This window comes from Pseudanabaena cinerea FACHB-1277, assembly GCF_014696345.1.
In the GTDB taxonomy this organism is placed as follows: Bacteria; Cyanobacteriota; Cyanobacteriia; order Pseudanabaenales; family Pseudanabaenaceae; genus Pseudanabaena; species Pseudanabaena cinerea.
Genome location: NZ_JACJPY010000065.1, coordinates 1 through 26,808 on the forward strand (window position 1 = coordinate 1; position 26,808 = coordinate 26,808).

Sequence of the window (26,808 nt, forward strand, 5' to 3'; positions counted from 1 at the left end):
CGAGCGCAACCCATCGTCCTCCTGAGCAAGCTTTCTTGCGCCTGAGTTGGATAGAATCGGTACTTGAAAGCTTTTTGAGTCATACTTACATTATACTACTTGTTTTGTAAGATATCTAACTAATATAAAGCCGCACTAGAACGGCGGGGGGTTAAACCCATTTTTCTGATAAATTATCTCATAAATATTTATAAAGCGCGGCTTTGTCGTGCTTTTAAATATTTATGAGGGGTATAACCTATGCGTATCATGCAATCGATACCATTGAGATTTATGATTGTATAGATATTTGATTACTGGCAAAAGTTGGAGAAAAGTTTATGGGTATGGCTGTTGGCTTAGTTGAAGTGTTGGGACATCCTCCCGCATTGGCAGTGGCGGATACAATGGTAAAGGCAGCCAAGGTCACTTTTGTCGGTTACGAAAAGGTCAGTGGCGCAAGGTTGACAATTATCGTGCGTGGACCTGTGGGTGATGTTAAGCGAGCCGTTGACGCAGGGGTGGAGGCAGCTAAAAAAATTGAAGTGATGAGCAAGAAAGATAAAGCCCTATTTCTATCGGCAACGGTGATCCCCCGCCCCCATGAAAATCTCGAAGTAATCACCAAAACAATGCAGTTCAAGGAAGCGCTAGCCCAGTTTCGTTAGGGCATTTGATAGTCGTTAATAGGTCATTAGGTAGGTCATTGATAATGATTAAGGGCGGTGATATGTGAAGATTTTAGTTTTGCATGGGGCAAATCTGAATATGTTGGGACGGCGGGAGCCAGAAATCTATGGCAGTTATTCCCTAGATCAAATCAACGAATACCTTGCTCAGGATGCGCTGACATGGGGAGCCGATTTAACTTTCTGTCAATCCAACCATGAGGGAATTTTGATCGATGCAATCCATGCTGCTTTTCAGGTACAGCATGGCATTTTGATCAATCCTGCGGCTTTTACGCATACCAGTGTTGCCATTAGAGACGCGATCGCGGCTGTGAATATCCCCACGGTGGAGGTGCATCTTAGCAATGTCTACAAGCGCGAAGAATTTCGCCACCATTCCTTCATTGCGCCAGTAGCGATCGGGCAGATTAGCGGATTTGGGGTCGACAGCTATCGCTTAGGCTTACGCGCTTTGGTTAATCATTTACAGGCGATCGGCAAATGACAATTTCAATTAGGAAAGCACGGCTAAGCCGTGCTTTCCTATATCTGTCAAATGTAGTTCAAATGTAGTTACTAAGACACACCTAGATTATTTGTAATCTATAATTCAGTTATGCCCCACTTAACAAAAGTCCATAATTGGATCAAAATATTATCCCTCTGCAAATATTAATCTCAGATATAGCAATAATTAATTCGATGGAAATGAGCCGCGCCGCAAATAATATGAATACAAGTCAATCTCATCAATTTGGTCAGTTGGAAACTGCAAACCTTGTCCAAGGCCCCTCATGGCTAGTTGCAGAGCGTGATGCCTGCGGTGTGGGTTTCATTGCTGATAAACATGGCCGCGCTAGTCACACAATTATTAGCAACACCCTCAAAGCTTTGACTTGTATGGAACATCGCGGCGGCTGTAGTGCTGACCAAGATTCGGGGGATGGCGCAGGAATCATGACCGCGATTCCTTGGGATTTATTGAAAAAAGATTTTCCTGAAATCGATCCTGAGCATACGGCGGTGGGAATGTTTTTCTTGCCACAGGATCATGATCGCGCCATAAAGTTTAAAGAAATTACCGCCCAAATTGCCACCGAAGAAGGATTGAAACTAATCGGTTGGCGGGTCGTGCCTGTGAAACCAGAGGTGTTAGGGGTACAGGCTAAGGAAAATCAGCCCTATATTGAACAGGCGGCTTTTTTAGCGGATGCCGATCATCAAAATGTTGATCAGATTGAACGGGCAATTTACATCACCCGTCGCCGCATTAAGTTGGCGATCGAAAAGGAATATCCGCAGGGGGGGAGTGATTTTTATATTGCCTCGCTGTCCAATACCACAATTGTCTATAAGGGTATGGTGCGATCGGCGATTTTGGATGCTTTTTATTTGGATTTGCAAAATCCTGCATATGTCTCTGCCTATGCCATCTATCACCGCCGCTTTAGTACCAATACCTTACCCAAATGGCCCCTCGCTCAACCGATGCGTTTCCTCGGTCACAATGGCGAAATTAACACCACGCAGGGCAATATCAATTGGTTCCTAGCGCGGCAGGGGGATCTTGCCCATCCCAATTGGATTGATGCTAAAGGCGATCGCATTAAAGATTTACTGCCCGTACTAAAGGCAAATGAAAGCGATTCGGCAACTTTAGATCACGTTTTTGAATTGCTAATCGAAACTGGTCACAGCCCCCTTGAGGCGATGATGATCCTTGTGCCAGAGGCCTATGAGAATCAACCTGACTTGAGCGAGCGCCCCGAAATTGTCGATTTCTATGAATATTACAGTGGTTTGCAAGAGGCATGGGATGGTCCTGCGTTGCTTGCCTTTAGCGATGGCAAAATCGTGGGCGCAGCCCTAGATCGCAATGGCTTACGCCCCGCCCGTTACATGATCACCAATGATGGCATGGTCATCGTTAGCTCGGAAGCAGGTACAGTCGATATCCCTGATGCGGAAATCATCGAAAAAGGTCGCCTTGGTCCTGGACAGACGATCGCCGTTGATTTGCAAACCAATGAGGTTCTGCACAACTGGGAAATCAAAGAGCGCGTAGCTAAAGCCCATCCCTATGGCGAATGGATTAAGCAGTACCGTAAGCATTTAGAAACTAAGCCATTTATCGATGGAACTACCCTTGATGAACAGAAGGTACTTACCTACCAAACTGCCTTTGGTTATACCCTCGAAGACGTGGAAATGGTGATCGAAGCGATGGCGCAGGATGGGAAGGAGCCAGTCTTCTGTATGGGTGATGATGCGCCCCTTGCCTTTCTGTCCCAGCGTCCGCACCTACTCTACGACTACTTCAAACAGCGCTTTGCACAGGTGACAAATCCGCCGATCGATCCCTTGCGGGAAGGCACGGTGATGTCCCTCTCCATGTTCTTGGGTGAGAGAGCGAATTTACTATTAGCAACCCCTGAATCCGCTAATCAGATTAAGATTAATAGCCCCGTACTTAATGAAGCAGAACTGAAAGATTTACAGAACTTCGGTTTTGAGTCCGTAACCCTGGAGATGTTGTTTGCGGTGAGTGCGGGAGCCGAGGGACTAAGGGCAGCGATCGCAAAAATTTGTGATGATGCAGTAGCGGCAGTAAAGAACGGCGCGAAGTTGGTAATCTTGAGCGATCGCCATTTGAATGCAGAAAATGCCTATATTCCACCACTCCTCGCCGTGGGTGCTGTCCACCATCGCCTCTGTGCTGAGGGTATTCGCATGAGAGCTTCGATCATTGTCGATACTGCCCAATGCTGGAGTACCCATCACTTTGCTTGTTTAATTGGCTATGGCGCTAGTGCGATCTGTCCTTACATGGCACTAGAAACCACACGCCAATGGTGGGGTAAGACCAAGACCCAAACCCAAATGCAAAGCGGCAAAATTAAGGCGCTATCAATCACCCAAGTCCAAGACAGCTACCGTAAAGCCGTTGAAGGTGGTTTGTTGAAGATTCTCTCAAAAATGGGAATTTCCTTGCTATCGAGCTATAGCGGCGCTCAGATCTTTGAGGCGATCGGCATTGGAGCAGAAGTAATTGAAACCTCCTTTAAAGGCACGGTTTCCCGCGTTGGTGGTGTTAATTTTGCCGATATTGCTTCTGAAATCCTCAGTTTCCATTCCCAAGCTTTCCCCGAATTGCAAATTAAGAAGTTAGAGAACTATGGCTTCGTGCAGTATCGCCCCACGGGTGAATACCACATGAACAGTCCCGAAATGGCGAAGGCTCTGCACAAGGCAGTCGCAGGTGAAGGCTATGATCATTACGAAGTCTATCGTCAGCAATTGCAGAACCGCACACCGACAGCTTTACGGGATCTATTGGAGTTTAAGAGCGATCGCCCCAGTATTTCTATTGATGAAGTGGAAGATGCTGCGGAAGTTCTGAAACGCTTCTGTACGGGCGCGATGTCCCTTGGGGCGCTGAGTCGTGAGGCTCACGAAGTATTGGCGATCGCCATGAATCGGGTTGGCGGTAAATCCAACTGTGGCGAAGGCGGTGAAGATCCCGTGCGTTACTTGCCCATTAACGATGTGAATGAGAATGGCATTTCGGCAACATTCCCTCACCTTAAGGGCTTAAAAAATGGTGATACCGCCAACTCCGCCATTAAACAGATTGCATCAGGACGTTTCGGTGTGACTCCTTCCTATCTAGTCAGTTCCAATCAATTGGAAATCAAGATGGCACAAGGGGCAAAACCTGGGGAAGGTGGACAGTTACCAGGTCCTAAGGTCAGCAGCTACATTGCCATGTTGCGAAATTCCAAACCAGGGGTATCGCTAATCTCGCCCCCGCCACACCATGACATTTATTCCATCGAAGACCTTGCCCAATTGATTTATGACCTGCATCAAATCAACCCCATTGCCAAGGTTTCCGTGAAGCTAGTATCGGAAATTGGCATCGGCACGATCGCCGCAGGGGTGGCCAAGGCAAATGCTGACATCATCCAGATCTCAGGCTATGACGGTGGTACGGGTGCATCACCATTGAGTTCGATCAAGCACGCGGGTTCACCTTGGGAACTTGGTCTAGCGGAAGTGCATACTGTGCTGATGGGTAATAAACTGCGCGATCGCGTACTGTTGCGTGTGGATGGTGGCTTTAAAACGGGTTGGGATGTGGCGATCGCGGCTCTCCTCGGCGGTGAAGAGTTCGGCTTCGGCACAGCCGCGATGATTGCGGAAGGTTGCATCATGGCGCGAGTTTGCCACACCAATAAATGTCCTGTGGGCGTAACTTCCCAATTAGAACAGTTCCGCAAGCGCTTCCCAGGGACACCTGAGAATGTGGTCAACTTCCTTTACTTCGTTGCCGAAGAAGTGCGTCAAATCCTTGCTAAGCTCGGTTACAAGTCCCTCAAGGATATTATCGGACGTTCTGATTTATTAGCCCAACGTCAGGATTTGAAACTGGCTAAGCTCGATCTTAATCAAGTTAACCTTGATTGCTTGATCAAGCTACCTGATACCAAGAGCGATCGCAGTTGGTTAGAGCATTCAGCAACACCCCATAGTAATGGTGCGGTTCTTGATGATGAAATCTTGGCAGATTTAGAAGTACAGCAGGCGATCGCTAATCAAACCGATCTTCATAAAACTTACACAATCATCAACACTGATCGCTCCGTGGCAACCCGTGTATCTGGGGCGATCGCCAAGCAGTACGGCAATTCGGGACTCGCCAGCAACCTCAATCTCCAATTTGTCGGTGCAGCAGGTCAAAGCTTTGGCGCATTTAACATCAATGGCTTAAATCTCGCCGTCATCGGTGAAGCTAACGACTATGTGGGCAAGGGCATGAATGGCGGCATGATCAGCATCAAGCCTAGTAACCATGTCACCTTTAACCCCGCCGATAACTCCATTGTGGGCAATACCTGTCTCTATGGCGCAACGGGCGGCTATCTCTTTGTTGATGGTCGCGCTGGCGAACGCTTTGGCGTGCGGAACTCTGGCGCGAAGGCAGTGGTCACAGGCACAGGCGATCACTGTTGCGAATACATGACTGGCGGCGTAATCGTCGTTCTCGGAACCACAGGTCGCAACGTTGGCGCAGGGATGACAGGCGGGATTGCTTACTTCCTTGATATCGATGGCAAGTTCTCAGAACGCCTGAGCCAAGAAGTTCTCAAAGTTCAGCGCGTCAGCACTGCCGCAGGCGAGGCGCAACTGAAGGAACTAATTCAGTCTAGTTATGACCAGACGGGCAGCACCAGAGCCAAGGAAATTCTCGATGATTGGACAACCTATTTACCGAAGTTCTGGCAGGTTGTGCCACCTTCAGAGCAGAACAGCCCCGAAGCAATGGATGTGGCGATCGCTGTAGCGGTTTAGCAACATAGCAAGTAGAGGTAATTCATGAATTGCCTCTACTTTTTTTTGGGGGAGTAGATAATAAACTCCCCAACGACATTCCTAATATGCTCCTAAACCTGTTGAGGACTATTTGGAGCGATCACCTTTGATCAGTCAATCAGGTGTGACTAACTAGCAATCATTGCAAGCCTTATCTTGATGATATTTGAGGCGGTAGCCCATACTATGCACCGTCTCAATTAGGTCTTCGTTAGCACCCGCCGCCTTTAGCTTTTGACGCAATCCCCGAATATGCACCTTTACCGTATGCTCTTCGGGCGGTGACTCCAAAGACCAAACCCGTTCGATCATCACACTGCGGCTTAAGACTCGTCGTCCATTGCGAAGTAACAATTCGAGTAAAGCATATTCCTTGGGAGTTAAATGAATGGGGCGATCGCCATAGCCCACTTCGCAAGTACTGGGGTTTAGATACAGATCACCCCATTCTAAAATTGGCGAGGAACTCACACTGCCGCGCCGAAGCAGGGCGCGAATGCGTGCAAAAAGCTTTTGCAAGTCGACTGGTTTAACAATGTAGTCATCAGCCCCGACATCTAGCCCATTAATTTCATCATTGATCGTATCGCAAGCAGTAAGCATGAGAATTGGCAAGTTGAAACCATGCGATCGCAAGCGATGACAAAGGCTAATGCCATCTAGTTCTGGCAACATTAAATCCAGCAGCATCAAATCATAATCCATTGTCTTAGCTTGATGCCATCCAGACTCTCCATCAGTGACAATATCAACTACATAACGGGCATCAATTAGAGCTTCTGCCAAAGTGTCGGCAAGGCGGATATCATCTTCAACGAGAAGAATCCTCATAGGATTGATTTGGGGGAGACGAGATCAAACTTCTTTAGATTCTACAAAAATTTGTTACCAAAATACGATTCTAGCTAGATCTAGTAAATCTACATCCAGCTTATTGAGTTGTCCGCTATTTTTTAGGGCTTACGCAGGAGATCTTGAAACCATGATTCTAATCCCTTCCCAGTGAAAAATTAGACGTTGCGGCGCGAAGCGCCGCAACGCTAACTCTAGGTTTTTGATGTCTAATTTAATAGTGGGAATGGAGTAATCAAGTTAATTAAGGCAATGTTTATCAAATCTCGCTTTGGGTTTGTTGGAGAAGTTTAGCTTACTTTTTTTCGTGGCGCGAATAGTCATCTTGAAAGCGAATAATATCATCTTCACCCAAGTACTCTCCATTCTGCACCTCGATCAAGATTAGCGGGATGACCCCTGGATTTTCCAAACGATGGGCAGTACATTTAGGTACATAGGTGGATTGATTGGTGCTAAGCATAATTTCATTATCGCCGCAGATTACCCTAGCTGTCCCCGAAACGACAATCCAATGTTCACTGCGATGGTGGTGCATTTGCAAGCTTAGGCGATGTCCCGATTTCACTTCGATACGTTTGATTTTATAGCCGCGTCCCTCCTCTAGAGTGGTAAATGATCCCCATGGTCGCTCGACTTTATTATGGGGATTGTCGTGGGAGGGGTCGCCATGCAGGTTGCCAAGGGAGGCGATCGCCGCAGATGCTTCTTGTACTGGTGACATAGCTGCTGTGATGGTTCTATGATTGAATCTTATGCTATAGAATAGCACTAAGGTTTCGATTGCTATTATCCGATTGCTCTTAGAGGTCGTATGGCGGAATTAGTACGAGTGGGTCAGCTTGCCCCCGATTTTGAAGCCGAAGCTGTATTTGACCAAGAATTTGTCAAAATTCGTCTTTCTAGCTATCGCGCTAAGCAGTACGTGGTTTTGTTTTTCTATCCTCTAGATTTCACTTTTATATGCCCCACTGAGGTACTGGCTTTTAGTGATCGCTACGATGACTTTGCCGCTCTCAATACTGAGGTGATTGGTATTTCTGTAGATAGCAAATATACGCATTTGGCTTGGATACAGACTGCGTTAGCCGATGGAGGATTGGGGGGTGAAGTTAAATGTCCTTTGGTTTCAGACTTGACCAAGGCGATCGCTAGGGATTTTAATGTGCTAGTTTCAGAGGTGGGGGTTTCCTTGCGTGGCTTGTTTATCATTGATCTTGCAGGAGTTGTCCAACATATCACGATCAATAATCTGGCATTTGGGCGTAATATCGATGAAACTTTGCGAACTTTAAAGGCAATACAACATACTCAGAAATATCAAAACGAGGGCTGCCCTGCCAATTGGCAAGAAGGTATGGCCACGATCGCTGTAAGTAGGGCAGATTAGCTTTACCATTGTCACAATGAACATCATAGAGAATCTATATAATAATCGATGATAGTAGAGACAACTTGGCTCCTCCCTTGTTATGGGTTGATCGGTGCAGGCATTACCTTGCCTTGGTCTTTAAGGATTATTCGCCACACGGGGCCGCGTCCTGCCGCGTACTTAAATATACTCATGACCGCCTTTGCCCTATTGCATAGTTGCTTGCTGTTTGCTGCAACTTGGGGACAGCCTGCTCGGCAGATCGAGTTTAGTTGGTTTCAAGCCCTTGACTTAAATATTGTTTGTTCTTTTGACATTTCCACAGTCAGTGCAGGTGTTTCGATTGTGATTGCGATCATGAGCCTCATTTCGCAGGTTTATGGACTGGGTTCGCTAGAAACCGATTGGGCGATCGCCAGATTTTGCGCCTTGATTGGTTTTTTTGAGGCAGCAATTACAGGGATTGCCTTTAGTAATTCATTATTTTTTAGTTATGCTCTCTTGGAAATGCTGACCCTATCGACCTATCTACTGGTGGGCTTTTGGTATGCTCAGCCCTTGGTGGTGACGGCGGCGCGAGATGCTTTCTGGACAAAGCGCGTGGGTGACTTATTTCTGCTCATGGGGCTGGTGGCTCTGGCAAATCTTACCGATAATCTGAATTTTTCTGACCTCGATATTTGGGCGCGATCGCCTGAAACGATCACCTATTTCCAGCAGCACCAGCAATTCGGCACATTATTAGGACTAGCCCTAATTGCAGGTCCTTTAGGAAAATGCGCTCAGTTTCCACTGCACCTTTGGCTGGATGAGGCGATGGAGGGACCCAACCCCGCTTCAATTTTGCGTAATTCGGTAGTAGTGGGCGCTGGAGCCTATGTGCTGATCAAGTTACAGCCTATTTTGTCGCTATTTCCGATCGCGGCGGATATTTCGATTGTTTTGGGCGCAATTACGGCGATCGGTGCGAGTCTGGTGGCGATCGCCCAGATTGATCTTAAACGCGCTCTCTCCCATTCCACCAGCGCCTATTTGGGGTTGGTATTTATTGCAGTGGGGATGCAGCAACCTGAGCTTGCCCTCGGTTTACTATTCAGTCATGGCATTAGCAAGTCTTTACTATTTCTGAGTTGTGGCGCGGTGATGATGTCCACCATGACTCAGGACTTGACGGAAATGGGAGGTATTAAAACCCGAATGCCTGCCACTTTAGTTGCATTTATTGTCGGCACTTTGGGCTTAGTGGCAATGGTTCCCTTTGGCGGTTTTTGGTCATTGCTGCGTTGGGAAGAAACCTTTTGGAATAGTGACCCTTGGTTAATTGCGATCGCCCTTTTGGTCAATAGCATTACCGCCTTTGGGTTAATCCGTATTTTTGCCCTGATCTTTTTGGGATCTGTGCAGCCTAAAACTCGCCGCGTCCCTGAAGTGGCTTGGCAGGTTGCCATTCCCCTAGTTTCTTTGACGATCATTACCCTACTTGTGCCGATCCTACTACCTTCGTGGAATTTCGCTGATATCGACTTAGATGTGGTGGATGTATGGGGTAGTTTGGTGCTGGCGGCTTCGGGGCTGTTGGGCTTTGCGATCGGTGCATACATTTACATCAAACCCTATACGACAGGTAGCTCTGTGCCAATGCTACCCCAAATCGCCCGCCCTGCGTGGAAAGCAGTCCAAGATTTACTTGCCTATGATCTTTATGTACAGGCACTTTATAAATACACCGTAGTTTTGTTTGTGGGCGGTGGTTCTAAGGTTTTAGCATGGATTGATCGCTACCTCGTTGATGGTTCTGTTAACTTTTTGGGCGTTGCCTCAATTTTTAGCGGTGAAACACTCAAATACACAGTAACGGGTAGGTTGCAGCAATATGTCCTGACGATCATGGTTGGGCTAATTTTGATTGGCTTTGCCGCTTTTTATGGACTGAAGTTTTAGCGTAGCAAGATCCTCACCCATCTCCCAAAAGTTGAGAAGGGAAGGAGCTCAGTTACTCATAAAAATTTGTTTAATTATGTTCAATTATTTTTAATTATTTTTAATAAACTATGCTTAGCACCTTAATCTGGGGACCAATCGCTGGTGCGGTGATTGTTGCCATCTTGGGCGGCAATCTCAACACTGCCCAAACTCGCCGCTTATCCTTAGCGATCGCCACTATTACATTCGGTTGGTCACTCTTCCTCGTCAATCAATTTGACATGAGCGCGGCAACTTTGCAGATGCAAGAATCAATCCCTTGGTTAGACCAGATTGGCTTGAGCTATCGCCTAGGCATTGATGGGCTATCTTTCCCATTAGTATTACTAAATGGATTGCTGCTGGCGATCGCCATTTACATCAGCAATGATATCCCACGCCATCGCCTTTATTTTCCATTACTCTTACTACTAGGTGGCGGTGTCAATGGCGCATTCCTATCAGAAAACCTCCTGCTATTCTTCCTATTCTTTGAAGTGGAACTCATTCCCCTCTATTTGCTCATTGCCATTTGGGGTGGCGAAAGGCGGGGCTATGCGGCTACGAAGTTTTTAATTTATACTGCGATTTCAGGAATTTTGATTTTGGCGGCCTTCTTTGGGATGGCGGCTTTGGGCAGTGGTGCTGAGCAAGGGCTGACCTTTAACTATCTAGACCTCCATCTTGAAGAAGTTTCCCAAAATGCTAAGAGCCTAATTTTAATTCTGCTGCTCTTAGGGTTTGGTATCAAAATTCCGATTGTGCCATTACATACATGGTTGCCCGATGCCCATGTGGAAGCTTCTACGCCTGTATCGACTCTGTTGGCTGGGGTGTTGCTGAAATTGGGAACTTATGGACTATTGCGGTTTGGTTTGGGCTTATTGCCTGATACTTGGCAAGCGCTCGCCCCATATTTGGCAGGTTGGGCAGTGGTGAGCGTAATCTATGGCTGTTTGAACGCGATTACTCAAACCGACATGAAAAAGATGGTTGCCTATAGTTCCGTGGGACATATGGGCTATATCCTGTTAGCACTATCGGCAGCCACGCCCCTATCGCTTTTGGGGGCCACCTTCCAAATGGTCAGTCATGGTCTGATTTCTGCCCTGCTATTTATTTTGGTGGGTATCGTTTACAAGAAAACAGGTACACGTAATCTTAATTGCCTTAATGGTTTGTTTAATCCTGAACGGGGTTTACCAGTTACAGGCTCCTTAATGATTTTGGCGGCGATGGCAAGCGCAGGAACCCCTGGCATGGTGGGCTTTATTGCGGAATTTGTGATTTTCCGTAGTAGTTTTGCAGTGTTTCCCGTGCAAACCTTACTTTGCATGATCGGCACTGGTCTAACGGCGGTCTATTTTTTGATCATGCTCGATCGCGTTTTCTTTGGTCGCCTATCCGTTGAGAAAGCAGGAGCGCAACCGATTAGCACTTTTCCATTCGCTAAATGGCAAGAGAAATTTCCAGCGATCGCCCTTGCCTTGATCATTGTCTTTTTTGGGCTATTGCCCAACTTCGCTACGAAAATCATGGAAACCTCTGTGGCAGCGATCGCGCCCATCCATAGCAACAGCCCTGTAATAAATTACGGGCTAAAAGCTTAAGCCCTTGGTAACGGGTTGATCTTAGAAGTGTTTTAGTCTGCTTTAGCTGACTTTAGCTTTCAGTCAAGAACTTGAGTTTTTGTTTGGTTTGCCTAAGTCAACTAAAGCATAATTCTTGCATCGGTTATTGCTATTTCTGTGAATGCTTTGCAATGAGCTGTTGAAAGGACAATAAAGTTTGTTGATAGCGATCGCCTGCGACCCAAATTAAATCATCATGACCAGCCCCTGCGATCCAAAGAGACATTTTGGGCTGTGATGCAGCTTCATAAAGTCTTTGTCCATGCTGAATTGGAATTGTTTGATCATCTTGACCATGCATAACCAGAATAGGAGAACGAATTTTTTGCAGTTTATCAAAATTAGCAAATTTGTCGAAGGGCAGCAGGGGAAAAGGCAATACGACTTGGAAAGCCGATGTAAATGTACTCTCCAAAATTAAACCAGCAACTGGATTACGCGCTGCTAAGTCAGTCGCCGATCCACCTCCTAGCGATCGCCCGTAAGGGATGATCTGTTGGGCGGGGATCTTGAGTTGTTGCGTCAGATATCGGAATGCTGCATCAGCATCTTGGTAGGCATTCTTTTCGCTAGGCTTGCCATCACTGGTTCCATAACCGCGATAGTCATAGGCAAAAACGCTAAATCCCCACCTATGCAACTGTTCTAAGACAGGACGAATATCACCTAAGTCTTCTGCATTGCCATGAATATAGAGGATCGTATAGGCTGCTTGAGGATTCGGCAAATATATCGCAGATATTTTTTCCTTATTAGCAACATAAATTTTAAGGATATCTTTGGTATCTTGATAGGTGGCTGGCTGTGGCAAAAAGATCATGCTATCTGCACGAAAATACACATAGAGCGCAAAGAAGGTGTAAACAAATAGTAGCGATCGCAATAGTCTTTTCCAGCTAAGTTCGCCTATCAGCAGTTTCCTTAATGATAAATGACGCATATTTGCACCTGCTAGATTTTGGTTAGTAGCTAGACTAATTCACGAAAATGTGACAATAGTTCCAATTGCGTAAGCTCTATTGCTTTTATTCATGGATATTGCCATCGGGCATAGTTGCGCCAGTGAGCTTGGCATGATCTAGCTTAGCCAAACTGAGATCTGCCTTCAGCAGATTTGCACCGCGCAGATTGGCGCGACTGAGATCGGCTCTGGTCAAAATAGCCCCCCGCAGATCAGCTTTTTCTAAGTTGGCACGACTGAGATCAGCCCAGCCCAGATCTGCCCCGCGCAAGTCAGCTCCGCTAAAATTTACATGATTTAAAATTGACTCGCTCAAATCCACTCCATGTAAACAAGCTCCTTGCAAATCACTATCGTGGAGATGGGTTTGTTCAAAATTGCGATCGCCCTTGGCATAGCGATCGAGCAGTTCTTGAGCGGTTAGCGCTGCATGGGAAGGAAAAGTCATGGCAATTATCTCAAATGTAAGATTTTGGTATGGGTGAGCTTGTGCGCCTAAAACCATAGCCCGACTAGGGCAAGGTTCGTTTCTGTATATTCAATCATGGCGGGATCGTCTGATGGCTGTGTTGCTAGAGATTCGCGCAACATTTCCCTGAAGGTATCCAGATCGATATTATTTGCAGTGATCGCCCGTTGCAATTTGTCCTTAATTGGTTTCAAAACTAACCGAATTTGCATAGCACGGATCGAATCAGGGGCATGGTCTTCCACTAATATATGGCTATGGAGTAGTTTAAGCGGTTTGAGACTTTGCTGCATAGTGATCGCCGTAATTTCTTTGCTCACCTCTTCGACAAACTGGCGACTGACATACTTCAAAACCACAGGCTCTAGCATAAACTGCACATCTCCCTGCTCTGCCATTTTTTCGATCAGCGATCGCCAACGCAAAGATTCAAGGGCATCAAGTAGCTCGGAGCCAGAGGCTTGCAAGTGCATCACCGATCGCAAGGTTGCCAAAGAAACGGGACGATGCTTGATTGCTAGCCAATACAACACATCCTTTTCCAACTGCGAAAGGCGTTCAAATTGTTGATATAAAAGCGTCCGCAGCACATCGCCTAGGGCTAGGGCTGTCTGCTTGAGAAATTCCGACACATTGCCATTGAATAATTCTTGAATTGTCCCCGCCACAATTCGCAATGCGGAAGGATTACCGCGATATTGCTGCACTAATGCCTCTAGACCATTTTCAGAACCTGTAAACCCTCGCGCTTTCAGCAGTTCAAAAGCCCCCTGACGTTGCAAACCATTGACTTTGTAATAGCGAATTAATTGATCGTTGCCCTGATGCATAGAAATTTCTTTGGGTTGTTCTCGCCCAACAATGATCACCGAGCTTTGATGCCGTTCAGCCCCCACCCTTTGCAAAAATTCGCCATAACCTTCACAGCCCTGACGATAAGCGCCCACCAGTTCGCCATCCTGCAAGGTAGCCTCAAAGTCATCTAACACCACCAGACAACGCTTTTGGCGCAATATTTCCATCACATTGGAAATACTGCCACCCGTTTGCGGATCGGTATGCAGAAATTGCAGGAGATCCGCCAATAGCTGGGCAGTGGGCTGTGCGCCCCGCAGCGATCGCCAGATTAAATAATCAAATTGATCCTGCACCCTTTCCACCAACTTGACCGCCAGTGCCGTTTTGCCAATGCCGCCCATACCACAGATCGCCAACAAATGACAGCGATCGCCGCTAATCCATTGTTCTAACTTGATCAACTCATCATTGCGTCCATAAAAAGCCTGAATGTTTGGAGCCTCCCCCCAATCGACTAACCGCACTGTGGAGCTTGGGGCGTTCTCATGGCTACGACTAGCACGATTGAGGCGATAACCCTTAGCCTCTAACCATTCAGGCACTTTTTCCCAACGCAAGGTGTTCGGCGGCTGCTCAGCAATAACTTCTAGCGATCGATACAGCCCCTTATTTAGCTCCACCCGCAAAGCCCCAGATGTCCACACCAATTTAAAAGCCAGTTGCCCAGGACGATAGCGACAGAGTAGCCCCCGCAAACAAGCCCTTTCAAAGGGCTTTATCTCCTTGCCCGTAGCCCTTTGTAAATCCAAATAGAGGCGTTGCAAATCCCATCCCTGAGCCGCCTCTGGAAATAGCCCTTCGATATGATCATGGTCAGATAGCATGGTCAGATAACATGACAGAATATTGCAAGCAAGCGAGTTGCCTATAAAGTTGATTGGATCGTACCAAAAAAACTAGATTTAAAAACTGCAATAGTCGAATAATGCTTAAAGTAGCGGATAGTCTAAATTATCAAATCCTTATAAAATTCAAGGTATAGCTTTAAGATGTAACCATGTTAAACAAACTGCGACAGCTTGGAAACCAAATTGATAGTCGCTATGCCAGCGATAGCGAACTTCAGTTCGTAGATGGCTATATTGCCTCCTTTGATAATCGTATTATCGCGTACCAAACCATCAAATCTGTTGAAAAAGAGATCGTTGAAACTGTACTCAAAAGATTACAAACTAATCACCCAGAGCTACTGTTGCCAAAGGGGGAGGATATGCAGGCAAAATGGAAGCAGGACACTTTTAGAGTGCTACGTCATTCAGCCATGACCGTATTAATCGATGATCCTGAACTGTTAAAGCAACAATTTCTATATTGGTTTCAGACTATTATGCAAGCCTTTGGCGCACAGCCAGCTTGTGATGCCACCTACTTGATTATGCAGGATGTCGTAAGAGAGAAGTTACCTATAGAGGTCGCTGATATGCTCTGCCCGATTTTGGAAGTCAACCGTGAAATGTTAGGTTTAAGTGCCAAAAAAACATAAACTTATTTAAAATTAATGTCGCTCTAGATTAACCTGAAGAGTCTTGGCTTACTAGCTCATTGTTTATGGCAAAAATTACTTCCCAAGCGTGGCGTTCAAAACTACGCTTCCTAGTCTTGACCTTTCTAGGATTGGCGATCGCGCTGATGCTAAATTTTCCCCTCTGGACATTGGCTCAGACCGCTAACGGCAATACTGCCAGCAATAGCATTGAGCAAGTCCCCACCCCAACTACAACCACAGAGCCAGTGCGATCGCCTCAACCTCCTAATGGTGAGCTTAGGGGAGTTTGGCTCACGAATGTAGACAGTGATGTGCTGTTTTCAACCCAAAACCTTACAAGAGCGATCAGGCGCTTAAAGCGCCTAAAATTCAATACCATTTATCCCACCGTCTGGAATCGAGGCTATACCCTTTACCCCAGTCAAGTTGCCAAAAAGACCTTCGGCATAGAACTTGACCCACAGCCCGAATTGCAAAATCGGGATATGTTGGCAGAAGCGATTAAACTAGGTCATGAACAAGGATTTACAGTAATTCCTTGGTTTGAGTATGGATTGATGACCGAGGAAGGTTCTGAGTTAATGCGCCAACATCCTGACTGGATTACGCAGCGCGTAGATGGCTCCAAAGTGTTTCTGCACGGCGAAAACAATCAACATCGCTTAACTTGGCTAAATCCTGCCCGTCCAGAGGTGCAGAAATTTTTGACAGACTTGATCGTGGAGGTGGTCAAAAAATATGATGTCGATGGGATTCAATTGGATGATCACTTTGGAATGCCTGCCGAACTAGGCTATGATGACTACACGATCGCCCTTTATAAAAGGCAGCATTTTGGCAGGCTCCCCCCCGCCAACTATAACGATCCAGACTGGATGCGCTGGCGATCGCGGGCAATTAATACTTTGATGAATAAAATTTCTAGAGCCGTCAAAGCCGTTAAACCCGATTGCATCGTTTCCCTATCGCCTAACCCCAAGGAATTTTCTTTTAATAAATACTTACAAGATTGGTATGGCTGGGTTTATCTAGGGCTAGTCGATGAGCTAATCGTGCAGGTATATCGTGATGATATCGATAATTTTCGCCGCGAACTAGATCGCCCTGAGTTGCAAGAACTCCGTCAGAAAATCCCCGTGGCGATCGGCATTCTCACAGGGCTACGCATCCAAAATGTAGATATGCGGCAAATCAAAGGACAGGTTAAGGCAGTGCGCGAGATGTCCCTAGATGGTTTTTCATTCTTCTTTTACGAAACCATTGGCAATCGCGATGCTTCCTTTGAGTCTTTGCTATTTGCTCCCGCCCCCCGTCCCGACCTTCGCAATATTGCCTCAGTAGGCGGATAACACAAAGCCCCGCAACGACATAGGCGTTGTGGGGCTTTGTTAATATAGCAGTTTTCATTTTGCCGTATGCAAAATGAAAACTCAAAACTCTTACTGGGATTGGCTTTTTGTTTTCAAATGAGTACGCACTAATTTGAAAACCACTATAACTAAATGGATATGCAAAAAGAGGATATGCAAAAAGATAAGCAGACTAGATAATATCTAGTCTGCTTATCTTTACTAAGTAACCAAAGAAAAAAGCCTAGGTTACTTTCCCTGTTTCGTTCCTAGGCTTTTTTCTTTGTTCGCTCCTCACACCTCTATAATATACATCCATTGTTTAAAAATGTCTAGTACCTAAGCTAGAAATTTTGTAACAGGTGCAGTGCGATCGCCTTGCCTTACCCCAGCAATAACCTAACCAATATCTTGAGCCGTAGTACCAGTCGCTAACATAGCCCTAATCAATCACTAAATAGAAGTAGGCGTTTTAAACCCTGAGTTCGCAAGTGAACAGCATCATAGCCTAACCAATGTCTTCAGGCTCAAGTTCGGGATATTCTTCTAATATTTCGATAGTTGTCAATCCATTAGCAAGATGAAATGAAACCCTATACGTTTGCTTTTTTGTAACCACGCTGTATCAACCTTTCATTTAAAGCTTCTTCATCGATCTCATCCTCCTCATGGACAACCGTGATCCACATAGACTCGTCATCCTCAATTTCTAACTTGCGGCGCTCCCGTTGGGCGTTAAAGTCATCATCAAAGCGCCGTTTCCAGCATTCCAAAATATCAGGAATATCATTCTCAGACACCGCCTGACGCTTATCATCATTCTTCGATAGCGTATCCATCAAAAAGAAACGTGGCTCAATCCCATACAGCATCAGGTTCATCGACCCAATCCGCAACATCGTCATCCCTGCATCATTGTCATAGGCAGTCAGCGCCTCAGTTTTGAGGAATTTGCGCTCTGTCTCGGACAGCAAATCACCAATAGGATGTTTCTTGCCTTCCTAGTCATATAAACTGCGATTTCAGTTCTGAACTTGTTAACAATCTAAACTTTCCTTATTTACAAAATGAGAGACTCGGTTGAATATGCAGCGCTTTGTGTCGCATATTCAAATTATTACAAATCAGTTGGTTTTACCAGACAAGGCGTATTTTTAACACGCAAAGTGGCATTATGGCTCTTTTTTAAAGATTTTGCTGCATTCTGTATCTGTTGTGATGATAAAGGCGATCGCGTCGTCACAATATAGCAAAATATTTTCTGCACAACATTAAAACCACTAATTTTTTGAATATGTAAAATCGTATTTTTTAGTTGAGTAATTGCATGATCAATATCTGTCCCTTTCAGCTCAACATATATTTGAATATCATTGATTACCAAAAGCCAGTCACATTTTCTTCCTTGAATTACAAGGCTTTCACAACCATCGATTTGAATTTTTTTAACTTTATCTCCATTAATATTGTCAAAAGTAAATTTGCTCCTATTCTCACTCACAACAATTTTCTTTTCTTTGCTTACTTCGGTACAACTCTCTAACATAAAGATTATGATTCATACTCAAGCTCTAATAGCTTTTCAAAAACAACATTAAACTCAGTAGAGACCTCATCAATAATATTTGTATCAATCAATTTAGATTCTTCATTAATAATAGAAGTGAGCTTTCCATTTTGCAGAGTATAGGCTCTGACATCATCTATATCAAGAATTTGATTTTTAGGTACTAACTTATGCAAAGCATTCATAACTTTTGTTGTCGGCTTGTCTTGATGGCTATTAAGTTCTTGCAAAGAGTTGTTTGCTTGAATCAAATTATTAAAAGCTGTCAGTATATAAGGACTATGGGTTGTAACAATAAACTTGTGTCTTTTGTTAGTCAGATTGAAAACTGAACTAATTAAATTAATTATATTTTTTTGAGATATTGGAAATAAATGAGCTTCTGGTTCTTCAATTACAAATAAATGACTTGCACTTGCAAAAGGTAACGTTGTTAAGATTACTGCCATTGGTAAAGACTCTTGCTGTCCAGATGAAGCATTAGCCAAGTTAATTCTGGTATCGTCTTCTGAATAAATCCAGTCTTGACCATCTCGAAACAAATATTTACCGACAATAATTTGATGAATTAAAGCATCCAGTTCAGAAAAATTATGCTTTTTAAAAATACGCTCTCTAATGGTGTACATCTCTTTAACCTTCTCATAGGTAGATCCAAATTCTTTGAGAAAGTAATCAATTGGCATATTACTAGACAAGAAAGAAAATACATTCTTTTGAAGATTAGCAAAAAAAGATCTGCCTGCTGGAATGAATGTTAATTCATCAAATTCTTGAACCTTGCCAGTTTTAAAAAGCTGTTCATATAAAGCTTTTTCTATTTGATTTGAAAGTGAAATAAAATTCTCAAAATGATCTTTAAAATCTAATATATTTCCTAAGCTCATAGAACTAGCTATATCTGGAATAGATTTCTTTGCATAAGCCCTTTTGAGCTTATTAAAAACTTCTTTTAATAAGTCAGAATAAGATAGTTTTAAGGTGAATTTGTTTACAAAATAAAGATTGTGTTCAATAGATATTTGATAGTCATGAAATTGATAAGTCAAACTAAATTCTTGGTTCTCCCATGTGTACCTTGGGAAAATCAGCTCGAATTTTTCAAGTATATCTTTATCAAACTGAACTCTAGTTTTTTGTTTGATAATAGCTTCTTTATAATTTAGGAAAAAAGATTTAAAAAAATAGACAAGTTTAGAAATTAAGCTTTTACCAGTCGCTTGATACCCAATAATTATATTGATTTTCGATATTTCAAAATCTACCGCTTGAAGATTAATAAAATTTCTTACTGTGAGTTTTTCCATATTCTTAAACTTTTAACTCAAATAACACGAAATTTAATTGATTATGCTGCAAACTGCTCAGTAAAATAAATCAACTCATTTACCTCATCCTCAGTAAACCATCGCTCCACCGCATCCTCACCAAAACGATCTAGTGGCTCATCATACAAGTCGGTAACCTCTAGCCGTCGTTTTTGCAAGAAAACACTTTGGACAGCGCGTAAAAATCGGATTTGATTAGCATTGTACTGATGTTGGGTGATAAATTGCTCAAAATTGCGCTCCACGATGTCCTTATAGTCTGGCAACGCCTCAAACTCTAACAACACACGTAAAAACGCCAGCAAACTCGTCATCTTCAAATTAAACGCCTTGCGAATATTCGACTCCGACAACTGGATATTACTACCACCCAACTCGCGCCGCAAAGTTCGCTCTAGCGCCACCAGTAGCAAATCTGTTACTGCCTCACCATTACGCAACGCCGTGATCGCAGGATGTGTCTCAAAAATTTCCATCACCTGGTTGCGCTATTTCTTAATCAAGATACAACCTTGCCGATAAGCGATCGCCCCATGTAACTACTATTTTTTGAAGTCGAGGCGATCTCCTGATCGCTGACGAGCCAATGATAATTAGGATCAAAGAGAGTGCTTAATTGGGGAACAGACATTCCCAAACATTTGGCAGGATTAATACTAAGGGCTTGCCATAACTCATTGGCAGTGAGTAATTCAGTCGTAACTAAGTTTTGCCACAGAATAGGGATCGCTAGTTCTAAGCCGATCGCGCCCACAGGAGCAACTTCAAAGGGAACGACTTTTTCTTCATAGGCGCAGGGCGTATGGTCAATGGCGATGCTATCGATCGCCCCAGACTTGATGCCAGCAATCAGAGCGAGGCGATCGCTTTCACTGCCAAGGGGGGGATTGAGGCGCAGGTTAGGATCGTAAGTGTCGAGGTCGCGATCGCAGTGGCAGAGGTGGAGCCAAGTCGTACTAGCAGTAACGGGCAGCCCGTCATTTTTCGCTTGAGCAATTAGTTCCACACTTTGGGCAGTGGAAAGTCGCAGGAAATGGGTCGGGGCTTTGGTGAGGCGCACTAATTCAATCAATGCCGCCAATGCTGAAGTCTCGGCAGCAGCAGGATAGCCCGTCATGCCATATTGCAAAGACCATTTACCCTCACGGATTACGCCACCACTGGCAAGTTCTAGATTTTGCGGGAAGAGGGCGATCGGTTTACCAAGGGGCTGGAGATATTCCATAGCGCGGCGCACTAACAATAGATTTGCCAAGGGCTTGCTATCGGTAAAGCCAATTACCGATGGTGCTAATTCCGCCATATCTGTTAACTGTTTGCCCTCTAGCCCCTTGGTAATCGCGCCCCAAGGCTGCAAAACTGCGCCATATTTTTGCTGCACATTCCGCCAAAACTCTAGCGCCGCAATGTCATCGATCGCGGGTTGCGTATGGGGCAGAATGCCCACTTTGGCAAAACCGCCATTTTTAGCCGCTTGCACCAATTCGGCGATCGTCTCCCTTGACTCATGCCCCGGCTCACCACTAGTACTATGCAGATCGACCGCCCCCGTGCCTAGCAATATGCCTGAACGTTCAATTATGTTCGTATTTTCAGGGATTTGGCTAGGATCTTGTACAATCTGGACTTGGCGATCTCGATCCACCAATACATCCACCACATCGCCTGCTGCCAATGGAATCGTACCAGCGATCGTCTTGGCTGAACCTGAGTTAATTACTTGGATTTGCTTAAATAATGCTGGGTAAAGCGTTGAATGAGTTAATGGCTGTTCTAGGAAATTTTCTGGGGAATTTTCAGGAAGCATGACAAAACAATTTTCTTTATACTTTACAGTGCTTTGCGCCGACTTAAAACCCAGAAATATTTTGGAGAGCGGCGCGAAGCGCCACTCTCCAAAATATTTCTGCACTAATCAAAGCCTCAATAGGCTGTATATTAAGATTCGTTAAAGTGTTAAGGAATCCCAAAAATTTATGCCAAAAGTTGAAATTTACACATGGAGCACCTGCCCCTTTTGCATCAAAGCCAAGCAACTATTAGATCGAAAGGGTGTGAAGTATACCGAATATGAGATCAGTGGTGATGAAGCAGCGAGATCGGCAATGGTGGCACGTGGCTCTGACGGCAAGCGCTCTGTGCCACAAATTTTTATTAATGATGTTCATATCGGGGGCTGTGATGCCATCCATGCCTTAGATCGCCAAGGTAAACTTGAGCCGCTCTTAGCATAAACATTGCGAAGAGATTATATTTGCGCTATGATCGGTAGCTGTCGCAAATTGTAAAATTTTCTAGACTACAATCAAAAATTACTTCACCGCATAAAAAACCGCAATGGCTAAGAAAAGCATGATCGAGCGCGAAAAAAAACGCGCTAAGTTAGCTGAAAAATATGCAGCTAAGCTTGAAGCTCTCAAGGAAAAGTTTAATAGTTCCGAATTAAACCAACAGCAAAAAGTCGCTGTTCACCGCGAAATTCAACAAATCCCCCGCAATGCGAACCCCACCCGTGGTCGCAATCGTTGCTGGGCAACTGGTCGCCCCCGTGGTTATTACCGTGATTTTGGGCTGTGCCGCAACGTCCTACGGGAAATGGCTCACCAAGGTTTGTTGCCAGGTGTGGTTAAGTCTAGCTGGTAGAAACAAAAAAAGAGCGTTACTGCAAGTAGCGCTCTTTTTTGTTATTAAAGAAGTAGCGGCGCAGTGCGCCGCTACTTCTTTGAGGTTTCTGCTAAGAGATTAGCTAAACGGGGATATTTTGAGGTAAGTCCGAAGGTTTCGGGGGAGACGACATCATAGGTGAAGTGGCGTTGGGCAATGCAGAAGCGATCCCAGGCGGCAACCTCAATGCGAAATAGCTTGATCACGGCATCCACTAGCCAAGGCTGAAGATCGAACTGCCATCCCACTTTAATATTGAGATATTCGCAGAATTGGGCAATCAAGTCCTGTACTGTGAGGCGCTGCATTCCTAAGACTAAACGCGCTGGCGATCGCACCTCTAGATTTGACGTTAGCAAATGGGTGACGATTTGGGAAATGTCGTAGGCATGGACAAAATGCAGACTGCCATCGGTTTTGAGAAATCGGGCATAGGGGACATATTTGAGAATGTCCTTGAGTCCTCGCGATAGGTGAGAATAGGGCTTGTCGACTGCGCCCCCAAATACAAGGGTGGGAAATACGGTAATCAGGCGATCGCGAATGGTTGAACTTTCGAGCTTTTCCAAACAGGCGTGTTTTGAGGCGATATAGGCAGTGCCGATCGCCCCTGCTTCGGGGATGATCTGATTGTGGGAGTCGAGAATGCTGGCGGTGGAGAAATAAATGGCGCGTTCGCAGACCTGCGGATCTAAGAATGAAAATAGGGCGATGGTTTGATCGCGGTTGACCACAAATGCTTCTTCACCACCCCAACCTGCGGCGGTGCTAACCACTAGTTCCATTGTCCGCAATAGGTCTTGGTATTTGTGAATATTCTGCATCGAGTCTTCGATAATATGCACATTGGCGCGATCTCTGACATCAATCTGCAATTTGCGGCGATCGCGCATTAATAGGTATAGTTCATAGTCGGTTTTGGCGAGGAGCATCTCGATCAAGTAATGACCGACACAACCACTCGCACCTGTGATAAAGACTTTTTTGGGCATTGGCAGAGATTTGGGGAAGAACTTAGAAGGGAAAATTAGAAATTAAAGGCTGCGGTATGATGCTATGTAAGTCTATCTGAATTTTTGTAACTAAATCTTTGTAAAGTAGCGCGATCGCCAAAATATGTTTTCTCAAACACATGACACATCCTCTCAATGTTCATGCTCCCTTCCCAGTGAGAAGTTAGACATTGCGCCGCGAAGCGCTGCAACGCTAATTCTTGGTTTTATATGTCAATTTTTTTGGTGGGATGGGAGTATGCAAAGTTCGCCATGATTTGTGAAACTATTTCTAGTTTGTTCTAGATTGTCCTAGGTTAGCAAGCATTAGCCGTCACTGTTACACAATGTACGAAAAAATGTTTGTTTGCCCAACATGAACAAAATAAGTAAAAAAAGAGGGTTGAGGTCAGCCCAAAGGCAGAGACATAACCCGAACACCCAATTTTTGACTAGTTATACTGTAATTTTGCTGCGAGTGGATTGATTTGCTATGGCAGACGCAATAAATGAGATTGCCCAAGTATCAGAATTAGCTTTAAATAATGGCGATCGCCTATTAAAAGCTAGCTTAATTGCGATCGCAGGAGGAGTTGGTTTCTTAGGAGGATCAGTGATTATTCCTGCGCTCAAAATCATCTTCAGTTGGTTTACTCCGCAGTTTCTAACGGAAATCTACAACCGAGTTGTGATCGCCTCTAAGTCAGTGGTATTGACGTTAATGACTTTATCAGCAATGGAAGTAATGCTGCTGATCACTCCTGAAACGGAATGGCTAAACTGGCTCGAGTTTTGTTTGAGTTCAGGTATGACGATTCTGAGTGGATGGATTTTGTCAAGACTATTTCGAGATATTTTTGATACAAGGATTTTGGGAATGGCATTTGAATCCAATCCCAAGATCAAAGGTGATTCGATTTTTTTGCTTCGCTATGTGGGCGACTTTGCGATCCTGATTACCTTGATTCTCTCCTTTTGCATCAGCCATGATATTAATGTTGTCGGTATCGTTGCTAGTTTAGGAATTGGTGGTATTGCGATCGCCTTTGCTGCTCAGAAAACCTTAGAACAGTTTTTAGGGGGAATTGTGTTAACTCTTGATCGACCATTTACAGTGGGTGACTATATTGGTCTGTCTGATGGAGCCGCAGGCAAACAGGGAACATTTGGGCGAGTCGAAAGTATCGGTTTGAGGTCAACTAAAATTCGTACCTCTGGAAAAGGCACGCTTACGATTATTCCCAATAATGCCCTCACCCAAGCCACAATTGAGAATTTCTCAGGCGCAAAGAAAGTTATGTCCGTAATGATGATTGCCTTTCCGCAGCAGTTGTCAAACGATGAGCAAGCATTGATCCGTCAAATCGTGATGGACAGCACAATCGACATTTTTGGTTTAGACTGGCGTAGTACCGAAGTTGCCTTTGGAGAGAATAACGCCCAAATTTCGTTCTTCATTTTGGGTTCCAATGAATTGTCTATGGAATTGAGAAAACAATTGCTAGATCTTGCTACGCAGCAAATTACCAAACAGCTAAAAAATAAGTATATTTCTTTTACTTTAGACGAACCAATCATTTATGTGGATGCTCCAATCTCTATTTAAACAGACAACTAAATTAATCATATTATTTCTAGTGAGCTGGTTATCAGTATTTATTCCTGTTGGATCTACACAAAGTCTAATGCTAAATCCTGCTCAAAAATACAGTCCTAGTTTTAGTAATGCTGGTGTGCCTATAGTTGTTGATGGCATTCCCCTCTTTGATTTGCAAGATGTTAATCGCTTTACCGCTAAGGAGCGATCGCAATTTGCCAATGATATTCTTGTAGAAGCGATCGCGATCTCACCAAACATAAATCTTGAAGTAAGGAACGATCAAAGTACTAGTGCGACCTCTATTACTTTAAATAATGAATATCTGCTTACGGTCACAGCTAATGACGTATTACCAGATTTTTCGCCCTTACAACAAGCCAATCAATGGCGAAAAATTCTAGAAATGGCGATCGCTAAAGCTAAAGAAGAAAGGACTCCTCAATATCTTTGGCAGCGCAGTCTATTGATTTCAATGGCGATCGCTGGATTGATCGGAATAAGGACTTTAATTAATATAGCAACTCGCATATTTAAGCTCAAAATCGGAATTTTTAGTAAAATTGCCTTTGGTTTAGGATGGGTAGCGATAGCGGGTCTTAGTTCCGAATGGTTCCCGATGTTACGAAGTTGGAGATATTATATTATTTCTCCATTTTTTCAAGCTCAATGGCTTATATTTTTTAGTGCTTTAATCGCATCTTTTATATTTAGCCACTACACCACCGATTTAGTAAAATTTGCTCTCAGTAAATTAGCCCCTCAATCTGTCGAAAAGATTTATGATGATATAATTCAACCTAGTGATCACCTATTGCGATTTGTGGTTCTTAATATTGCCATTAGTTGGTCTTTAATTTTATTAGAGTCATTAGCACCTGTTGTTTATAACCTTGTTAAACCAATTTCTAATCTGCTTTTAACTAGTAGTTTATATTGGATATCGGTAAAATTAATTAGTCGATTTTTGCGTACCTACGGATTTAAGGTTGGTGGACATTTTAGCCCCAGTAGCGATGATGCAATACTTGTATTTGAGACTATTATTAATATCCTCATTTTTATAATTGCCTTAGTTGCCTTTGCTAAGAGTCTCAACTTTGATCTAATTGGTTTAGTTGCAAGTTTAGGATTAGTTGGCTTAGCCGTTGCTTTTGCCGCGCAAAAGATTCTCGAACAACTAATAGCAACCCTAGTACTCTATTTAGATCGACCTTTTGTGGTTGGTGACTATATTCGCTTACCAGCAGGAGAATTAGGCAAAGTAGAAAGTATTGGTTTGCGATCAACCAAAATTCGCTCTCTCGGCACTGGCACAATTATTGTCATGCCCAATTCGATTTTAGTGAGTGTCGAAATCGAAAATGTGACTCTTGCTAAAAAGATTATGGTGTTGCTATATATGGATTTTGCCGCAGTTTTAGGGGAACGCGAACTTGCGCTAGTGCAGCAAGTAATTGTGGATAAAACCTCTTCGTTATCAGGAATTGATGCGAATAGCACAAATATTTCTGATGCTGATGGTACAGGTAAACGATTGCGCGTTAGTTTCGCAATTCTCGGCTCTCAAGACAATGCGATCGAGGTGCGTAAACGCTGAGGGGGTGACAAAGACATCTAAAACGTAGCCGTGACAAGCTGCATAGCCCTCTTACCTCGTTGATAGTAGGTTAACTTATTGGGAGCTAGTTTCAATA

At 44.3% G+C, this 26,808-nt stretch carries 25 protein-coding genes; 12 read left to right on the forward strand and 13 right to left on the reverse strand.

Annotated features, from left to right (window positions below; translation table 11 throughout):
- A partial coding sequence (locus tag H6F44_RS23590) for a helix-turn-helix domain-containing protein (RefSeq protein WP_190352181.1) occupies nucleotides 1–83 on the reverse strand: 83 nt, incomplete at its 3' end.
- 237 nt (nucleotides 84–320) lie between these two features.
- On the opposite strand from H6F44_RS23590, the gene H6F44_RS16670 reads away from it, so the two are divergent.
- From H6F44_RS16670 to gltB, 3 genes are all read left to right on the forward strand, one after another.
- Nucleotides 321–647 carry a carbon dioxide-concentrating mechanism protein CcmK gene (locus tag H6F44_RS16670; RefSeq protein ID WP_190352160.1) on the forward strand — a complete coding sequence of 109 codons (327 nt, stop codon included), beginning with the start codon at nucleotides 321–323 and terminating at the stop codon, nucleotides 645–647.
- A gap of 64 nt (nucleotides 648–711) precedes the next feature.
- Nucleotides 712–1,155: a type II 3-dehydroquinate dehydratase gene (gene aroQ / locus H6F44_RS16675; protein WP_190352161.1), complete on the forward strand. Its 444-nt coding sequence runs from the start codon at nucleotides 712–714 to the stop codon at nucleotides 1,153–1,155.
- A 224-nt stretch (nucleotides 1,156–1,379) separates the two neighbouring features.
- Nucleotides 1,380–6,002 carry a glutamate synthase large subunit gene (gene gltB, locus H6F44_RS16680; protein ID WP_242016620.1) on the forward strand — a complete coding sequence of 1,541 codons (4,623 nt, stop codon included), beginning with the start codon at nucleotides 1,380–1,382 and terminating at the stop codon, nucleotides 6,000–6,002.
- Between the two features lie 153 nt (nucleotides 6,003–6,155).
- Here gltB and H6F44_RS16685 read toward each other — a convergent pair whose 3' ends face one another.
- Both H6F44_RS16685 and H6F44_RS16690 read right to left on the reverse strand, forming a co-directional pair.
- Complete coding sequence (locus H6F44_RS16685; protein ID WP_190352162.1) at nucleotides 6,156–6,854, reverse strand: response regulator transcription factor; 699 nt, start codon at nucleotides 6,852–6,854, stop codon at nucleotides 6,156–6,158.
- 316 nt (nucleotides 6,855–7,170) lie between these two features.
- Nucleotides 7,171–7,599 (reverse strand): cupin domain-containing protein, encoded by a 429-nt coding sequence (locus H6F44_RS16690; RefSeq protein WP_190352163.1) that lies wholly within the window; start codon nucleotides 7,597–7,599, stop codon nucleotides 7,171–7,173.
- A gap of 90 nt (nucleotides 7,600–7,689) precedes the next feature.
- On the opposite strand from H6F44_RS16690, the gene H6F44_RS16695 reads away from it, so the two are divergent.
- The 3 genes from H6F44_RS16695 (at nucleotide 7,690) to H6F44_RS16705 (ending at nucleotide 11,819) form a co-directional block, all read left to right on the forward strand.
- A complete protein-coding gene (locus tag H6F44_RS16695) occupies nucleotides 7,690–8,265 on the forward strand; it encodes a peroxiredoxin (RefSeq protein WP_190352164.1) in 576 nt (191 codons plus the stop codon).
- Between the two features lie 48 nt (nucleotides 8,266–8,313).
- Nucleotides 8,314–10,188, forward strand: a complete 1,875-nt coding sequence (locus H6F44_RS16700) for an NAD(P)H-quinone oxidoreductase subunit F (RefSeq protein WP_190352165.1) — start codon at nucleotides 8,314–8,316, stop codon at nucleotides 10,186–10,188.
- Between the two features lie 110 nt (nucleotides 10,189–10,298).
- Entirely contained in the window at nucleotides 10,299–11,819 is a 1,521-nt protein-coding gene (locus H6F44_RS16705) for an NADH-quinone oxidoreductase subunit M (RefSeq protein ID WP_190352166.1), read from the forward strand.
- 130 nt (nucleotides 11,820–11,949) lie between these two features.
- Here the strand turns inward: H6F44_RS16705 and H6F44_RS16710 are convergent, their stop codons facing one another.
- The 3 genes from H6F44_RS16710 to H6F44_RS16720 form a co-directional block, all read right to left on the reverse strand.
- On the reverse strand, nucleotides 11,950–12,780 hold the full coding sequence (locus H6F44_RS16710) for an alpha/beta hydrolase (RefSeq protein ID WP_190352167.1): 831 nt from the start codon (nucleotides 12,778–12,780) through the stop codon (nucleotides 11,950–11,952).
- A gap of 85 nt (nucleotides 12,781–12,865) precedes the next feature.
- Complete coding sequence (locus H6F44_RS16715; protein WP_190352168.1) at nucleotides 12,866–13,249, reverse strand: pentapeptide repeat-containing protein; 384 nt, start codon at nucleotides 13,247–13,249, stop codon at nucleotides 12,866–12,868.
- Nucleotides 13,250–13,296: 47 nt separating this feature from the next.
- Nucleotides 13,297–14,952 (reverse strand): NB-ARC domain-containing protein, encoded by a 1,656-nt coding sequence (locus H6F44_RS16720; RefSeq protein WP_190352169.1) that lies wholly within the window; start codon nucleotides 14,950–14,952, stop codon nucleotides 13,297–13,299.
- 173 nt (nucleotides 14,953–15,125) lie between these two features.
- Here H6F44_RS16720 and H6F44_RS16725 point away from each other — a divergent pair, with 173 nt between their 5' ends.
- Both H6F44_RS16725 and H6F44_RS16730 read left to right on the forward strand, forming a co-directional pair.
- Nucleotides 15,126–15,611: a globin family protein gene (locus H6F44_RS16725; protein ID WP_190352170.1), complete on the forward strand. Its 486-nt coding sequence runs from the start codon at nucleotides 15,126–15,128 to the stop codon at nucleotides 15,609–15,611.
- 65 nt (nucleotides 15,612–15,676) lie between these two features.
- On the forward strand, nucleotides 15,677–16,963 hold the full coding sequence (locus H6F44_RS16730) for a glycoside hydrolase family 10 protein (protein WP_190352171.1): 1,287 nt from the start codon (nucleotides 15,677–15,679) through the stop codon (nucleotides 16,961–16,963).
- A gap of 508 nt (nucleotides 16,964–17,471) precedes the next feature.
- On the opposite strand, the gene H6F44_RS24100 is transcribed toward H6F44_RS16730, so the two are convergent.
- The 6 genes from H6F44_RS24100 to H6F44_RS16760 all read right to left on the reverse strand — a co-directional run bounded on the left by H6F44_RS24100 (nucleotide 17,472) and on the right by H6F44_RS16760 (nucleotide 21,770).
- Nucleotides 17,472–17,582: a DUF433 domain-containing protein gene (locus tag H6F44_RS24100; protein WP_190352172.1), complete on the reverse strand. Its 111-nt coding sequence runs from the start codon at nucleotides 17,580–17,582 to the stop codon at nucleotides 17,472–17,474.
- Nucleotides 17,557–17,937, reverse strand: a complete 381-nt coding sequence (locus H6F44_RS22885; RefSeq protein ID WP_199302168.1) for a hypothetical protein — start codon at nucleotides 17,935–17,937, stop codon at nucleotides 17,557–17,559. The genes H6F44_RS24100 and H6F44_RS22885 overlap by 26 nt, the downstream gene beginning before the upstream one ends.
- Nucleotides 17,938–18,080: 143 nt before the next feature.
- Nucleotides 18,081–18,509 carry a hypothetical protein gene (locus H6F44_RS16745; protein WP_190352173.1) on the reverse strand — a complete coding sequence of 143 codons (429 nt, stop codon included), beginning with the start codon at nucleotides 18,507–18,509 and terminating at the stop codon, nucleotides 18,081–18,083.
- A gap of 5 nt (nucleotides 18,510–18,514) precedes the next feature.
- Nucleotides 18,515–19,837, reverse strand: a complete 1,323-nt coding sequence (locus H6F44_RS16750) for an AAA family ATPase (protein WP_190352174.1) — start codon at nucleotides 19,835–19,837, stop codon at nucleotides 18,515–18,517.
- Nucleotides 19,838–19,878: 41 nt separating this feature from the next.
- A complete protein-coding gene (locus H6F44_RS16755; RefSeq protein ID WP_190352175.1) occupies nucleotides 19,879–20,334 on the reverse strand; it encodes a type I restriction-modification enzyme R subunit C-terminal domain-containing protein in 456 nt (151 codons plus the stop codon).
- 23 nt (nucleotides 20,335–20,357) lie between these two features.
- On the reverse strand, nucleotides 20,358–21,770 hold the full coding sequence (locus H6F44_RS16760) for a dihydroorotase (RefSeq protein WP_322096244.1): 1,413 nt from the start codon (nucleotides 21,768–21,770) through the stop codon (nucleotides 20,358–20,360).
- Between the two features lie 64 nt (nucleotides 21,771–21,834).
- Between H6F44_RS16760 and grxC the strand changes: the two genes are divergently transcribed.
- Nucleotides 21,835–22,092, forward strand: a complete 258-nt coding sequence (grxC, locus tag H6F44_RS16765) for a glutaredoxin 3 (protein ID WP_190352176.1) — start codon at nucleotides 21,835–21,837, stop codon at nucleotides 22,090–22,092.
- Nucleotides 22,093–22,195: 103 nt separating this feature from the next.
- The gene (rpsN, locus tag H6F44_RS16770) at nucleotides 22,196–22,501 is read left to right on the forward strand and encodes a 30S ribosomal protein S14 (protein ID WP_190352177.1); all 306 of its coding nucleotides are present in this window, start codon (nucleotides 22,196–22,198) and stop codon (nucleotides 22,499–22,501) included.
- Between the two features lie 71 nt (nucleotides 22,502–22,572).
- On the opposite strand, the gene H6F44_RS16775 is transcribed toward rpsN, so the two are convergent.
- Nucleotides 22,573–23,514, reverse strand: a complete 942-nt coding sequence (locus tag H6F44_RS16775) for an NAD-dependent epimerase/dehydratase family protein (RefSeq protein WP_190352178.1) — start codon at nucleotides 23,512–23,514, stop codon at nucleotides 22,573–22,575.
- Between the two features lie 493 nt (nucleotides 23,515–24,007).
- Here H6F44_RS16775 and H6F44_RS16780 point away from each other — a divergent pair, with 493 nt between their 5' ends.
- Together H6F44_RS16780 and H6F44_RS16785 are read left to right on the forward strand one after the other, a co-directional pair.
- Nucleotides 24,008–25,120, forward strand: a complete 1,113-nt coding sequence (locus H6F44_RS16780; protein WP_190352179.1) for a mechanosensitive ion channel family protein — start codon at nucleotides 24,008–24,010, stop codon at nucleotides 25,118–25,120.
- 79 nt (nucleotides 25,121–25,199) lie between these two features.
- Complete coding sequence (locus H6F44_RS16785; protein ID WP_206754469.1) at nucleotides 25,200–26,711, forward strand: mechanosensitive ion channel family protein; 1,512 nt, start codon at nucleotides 25,200–25,202, stop codon at nucleotides 26,709–26,711.
- Nucleotides 26,712–26,808 lie beyond the last annotated feature (97 nt).